4 protein-coding genes are annotated in these 4515 nt (G+C 71.5%); 2 read left to right on the forward strand and 2 right to left on the reverse strand.

The genetic code is table 11. From position 1 onward, the window contains the following. Positions 1-1497, reverse strand: a 1497-nt coding sequence (gene sucB, locus ACFWPJ_RS25595) for a 2-oxoglutarate dehydrogenase, E2 component, dihydrolipoamide succinyltransferase (RefSeq protein ID WP_378854929.1), incomplete at its 3' end; no start/stop codon positions are given. 258 nt (positions 1498-1755) lie between these two features. Between sucB and ACFWPJ_RS25600 the strand changes: the two genes are divergently transcribed. Continuing rightward, on the forward strand, positions 1756-2100 hold the full coding sequence (locus ACFWPJ_RS25600) for an oxidoreductase (RefSeq protein WP_378854930.1): 345 nt from the start codon (positions 1756-1758) through the stop codon (positions 2098-2100). Here the strand turns inward: ACFWPJ_RS25600 and ACFWPJ_RS25605 are convergent, their stop codons facing one another. Further along, positions 2101-3612 carry a leucyl aminopeptidase gene (locus tag ACFWPJ_RS25605; RefSeq protein ID WP_378854932.1) on the reverse strand — a complete coding sequence of 504 codons (1512 nt, stop codon included), beginning with the start codon at positions 3610-3612 and terminating at the stop codon, positions 2101-2103. It lies immediately after the preceding gene. A gap of 205 nt (positions 3613-3817) precedes the next feature. On the opposite strand from ACFWPJ_RS25605, the gene ACFWPJ_RS25610 reads away from it, so the two are divergent. Further along, positions 3818-4515, forward strand: a 698-nt coding sequence (locus tag ACFWPJ_RS25610) for a hypothetical protein (protein WP_378854934.1), incomplete at its 3' end; no start/stop codon positions are given.

The raw sequence follows: 4515 nt of genomic DNA on the forward strand, positions 1-4515 counted from the left end.
GTCGACAACCCCGCCCTGGCTGCCGATGTGTGTGTTGGTGAAGGTGCCACCGGACAGCTCGTCCGGCTTCAGGCCACCGGTGCGGGCGCGGTGGGCGATGTCGGCGATCGCGCGGGCCAGCCCGGCCAGCGACAGGTCGCTGGCGTTGTGGATGACCGGCGAGAGCAGACCCTGCTCGGTGTCGACCGCGATACCCAGGTGCACCGACGCGTGGTAGGTGATCTCCTTGGCGTCCTCGTTGTAGGAGGCGTTCACGTTCGGGTGCACACCGAGCGCCTCGACGACGGCCTTCGCGAAGAACGGCAGGTACGTCAGGTTGACGCCCTCACGGTTCTTGAAGGAGGCCTTCGCGAGCTGACGCAGATGCGCGATCTTGGTGACGTCGGCCTCGTGGACCTGGGTCAGCTGCGCGGTGGTCTGCAGCGATTCGCGCGTCTTGGTCGCGGTGATCTGCCGGATCCGGTTGGCCTTCTGCGTGGTGCCGACCAGGCCGGCCAGCTTCGGCGCGGCGGCCTGCTTGGCGGCAGGGGCGGGCGCGGCAGCGGCGGCGGCCGGAGCCGCGGCGGGTGCCTTCTTGGCCTCGGCGGCGGCGAGCACGTCCTGCTTGCGGATGCGCCCGCCCACACCGGAACCGGTGAGGGTCGCCAGGTCGACGTTGTTCTCCTCGGCCAGCTTGCGGACCAGCGGGGTCACGTACGGGGAGCTGCCGTTGGCGGAGGACGCCGGAGCAGCCTTCGCCGGAGCGGGCGCGGGGGCCGGTGCCGGAGCGGGGGCCGGAGGAGCGGCGGCAGGCGCCGGAGCCGGGGCGGGCGCAGGAGCCGGTGCCGGTTCCGGAGCGGGCGCGGGTGCCGGGGCAGGCGCCGGCGCGGCCGCGGGCGCACCGCTGCCGATCACACCCAGCTGACCGCCGACGGCGATGACGTCGTCTTCCTGCGCGGAGATCTCGAGCAGCGTGCCCGCGACGGGCGAGGGGATCTCGGTGTCGACCTTGTCGGTGGACACCTCGAGCAGCGGCTCGTCGACCGCGACGGTGTCACCCACGGCCTTCAGCCACCGGGTCACGGTGCCTTCGGTCACCGACTCGCCCAGCTCGGGCATCTTGACGGACGTGCCGGAAGCGGCGGGCGCGGCGGCCGGAGCGGGCTCGGGGGCGGCGGCCGGAGCCTGCGCCGCGGGGGCGGGCTCGGGGGCCGGAGCGGGCTCGGGCGCGGATTCGGCAGGTGCGGCAGCAGGCGCGGGAGCGGCGGCGGGGGCTTCGCCGGCTTCGCTGATCACGCCGAGCTCACCGCCGACCTCGACGATGTCGTCTTCCTGAGCGACGATCTTCGACAGCACACCGGCAGTGGGCGACGGGATCTCGGTGTCGACTTTGTCGGTGGAGACTTCGAGCAGCGGTTCGTCGACCTCGACCGTGTCTCCTTCCTGCTTCAGCCACCTGGTCACCGTTCCCTCGGTGACGCTCTCACCAAGAGCCGGCATCTGGACGGAGAAGGCCATGTCCTCTGTCTCCTCTGACTGTTAGACGGGTAATACAACAGTGCTTCGACCCCGGCAGACACGCGTCGCGGGTCGCGGCGTACGTCCACCCCGCCGCAACGAGCGAGGCGTCCGGGAATCGTCGGTTTCTTGTTCCGGCAACCATCCTTGCACTCGCTCGCCGACGACGTAGCGCAGGGCGGCAATCCGGGCAGAGCTGGCACCATGGAATGTACGGCGGTGAGCAGATTTCCGTCGCGACGCAGGAGGTTGTTACCGGTGGGTTTGCTGGATCGTTTCCGCGGCGCGCGTGGCAGGAGCAGGACAGTCGCCCGTGACAGCGCGTCGGAGATCGCCGCGCTGGCCGAATGGGCGGCGGCGCGGCGCGGCGTCGAAGCGTTCGTCGAACCGAAAACCACTGTGACCGATGTCACAGCGGTTCTGGTGGCCGCGGACGGCGAATGGACCCGCCGCATCGTCGGTGAACGCGGCGCGCGGCGGCTGGCCGGTGTGCTGAAGATCCCGGTCTACGACGTCAACCGCACCGGCTATCCGCAGCGCATGCGCGACTACGACGCCCGCCGCCGCATCGAGCAGCGGCGGGCCCGCGAACAGGAGCAGTGACTACTCCGCGCCGATCTCCTCGATCACCGTGATCAGGGTGCGCACCGGAACGCCGGTGCCGCCCTTGCCGATGTAGCCGAACGGTCCGCCGGTGTTGTAGGCCGGACCTGCGACGTCGAGATGCGCCCACTGCACACCCTCGGGCACGAACTCCTTGAGGAACAGTGCGGCCGAGAGCATTCCGCCCCACCGGTGCGGGGCGACGTTGGCCAGGTCGGCGACCTTGGAGTTGAGGTCGGTGCGCAGCTCGGCGGGCAGCGGCATCGCCCAGCCGTTCTCGCCGACCGTGCGCGACACCGCCGCGACGCGATCGCGGAATTCGTCGGTGCCCATCACGCCGGGCGTGCGGGTGCCGAGCGCGACCATCTGCGCGCCGGTGAGGGTGGCGACGTCGATCAGGTAGTCGGGCTCGTCCTCGGCGGCGCGCACGATCGCGTCGGCCAGGATGAGTCGGCCCTCGGCGTCGGTGTTGAGCACCTCGACGGTGGTGCCGCCGTACTGGGTGAGCACGTCGCCGGGACGCTGCGCGGTAGCCGACGGCATGTTCTCGGCCATCGGGACGGTCGCGGTGACGGTGACCGGCAGGCCGAGACGGGCGGCCAGCAGGGTGGTCGCGATGACCGCCGCGGCGCCCGCCATGTCGGAGGTCATGTTCTCCATGTTGGCCGCGGGCTTGATCGAGATGCCGCCGGTGTCGAAGGTGATGCCCTTGCCGACGAGCGCGATCTTCTTCGGGCCGCCCGCGTAGGTGATGCGCACCAGCCGCGGCGGGCGCGAGGATCCCTGGCCGACGCCGACGATGCCGCCGTAACCGCCTGCGGCGAGCGCCTCTTCGTCGAGGACCTCGACCTCGAGGCCCGCGGCCTCGGCGAGGATGCGGGCCCGATCGGCGAATTCGGCCGGGTACAGCGCGCTCGGCGGGGTGTTGACGAAATCGCGTGCGGTGGCGACGGCCTCGGCGATCAGCTGCGCCCGCAGCAGTTCCAGCACGCCGAATTCCGGCGCGGGCACCAGCAACTCGACGCGCAGCACGGGCTGCTCGTCCGGTTTCGGCGCGCTCTTGGGGGACTTGAAGGTGGTGAAGGTGTAGGCGCCGAGGTAGAAGCCCTCGGCCGCGGCGGCCAGGTCGACGCCGGAAAGAGTGGTCGCCACCAGTTCGGTGCCGCTGAGCGCGCGCCCGGCCACTCCGGCGCTGCGGCGCACCTGCTCGGCATCGATCTTCTCGGCCGCGCCGAGGCCGACCGCGAGCACACTGGTCACGTCGGCCAGCGCCGCCGGTGCGGGCACCCTGGTCAGTTCCTCGGGCTTGCCCTTGGCGCCGACCGCGCCGAGGGCATCCAGCAGTTCGGCCCGAACCTCGGCGGTGAGCACGTCGCCGAACAGGTCGGCGGGGACGATGGCCGGTCCGTTCTCCGAAGAAGTCAATCCGATCACCAGCACATCGGTGTCCGGGCTGATGGATTCGATGCGTGCCAGTTCTGGTCCGAGTGAACGATCTGCAACAGCGGTCATCGCCCCAGGTTATTCGGTCATGGTTCGGTGCCGCACCGCGACGCCGTCGAGCAGCAGTCCGACACCGGTGGTGAGCAGTTCGTCGAAGTCCAGGTCGGGTCCGTGCGGCTCGGCGGCGAACAACCGGTGCAGGACCGGGCGGGTGCGCAGGAAGAATACTGGTATTCACTGGACAATGCTGGTAGCTGTGGATACGCTCCGACTCGTGACGGACTCGGCCGAGGAGCTGGAGGGGCGCATCAGCGGTTTGCGCGCCGAGGTGCGCCGGGCTGCCGCGGCGGGGGATCGGGCTGGTGCGCGGCAGCTCAGGGCGGAACTGCGCAAGGCCGAAACCGAGTGGGACGTCGTGGTTCTCGGCTCGATCTCGGAGGCGCCGGAGCCGTCGGCGGCGCCCGCGGTGCCGGTGCGCGAACACGTGCATCGCGCGCTGACCCTGCTATCGGTGCCGTCGTCGCCGAAACTGGTGCTGGCCACCCATGACGCCTTCTTCTCGGGCGAGCTGGTGCCCGCCCGGCTGACCAGCCTGCGCCGCGACGAGGAGCGCTCGTTCCGCTCGGCGCCGTACGCGCGCCCGTATTACATCTGCGCGGCGCTCACCACCGACCTGCTGTCCCCGGCGCGCGGGGTGATGGCCGTGAGTTCGTGGCCGCTGGAGCGCCGGATGGTCGGTCCGCTGAGTCCGCGCGTCGACCTGCTGACCTCGGCGATCCGGCTGGCCGAACATCTTTCGGCGCAGCCTGCCGTGGCGCGGCCTGGTCTGCGCGTACTGTGGCGGCTCGCCGTGTCGATTCCGGGCGTGGCGGGCGCGCCCGGCGCCCCCGGGCCCCGGGGGGGGGGGGGGGGGCGCCCCCCGGCGCAGCCGGGGCAACGGGAATGGGGGGGGGGGGCGGCCGGAGCGCGGGC

The sequence above is a fragment of the Nocardia sp. NPDC058497 genome (assembly GCF_042720195.1).
Taxonomy (GTDB): domain Bacteria; phylum Actinomycetota; class Actinomycetes; order Mycobacteriales; family Mycobacteriaceae; genus Nocardia.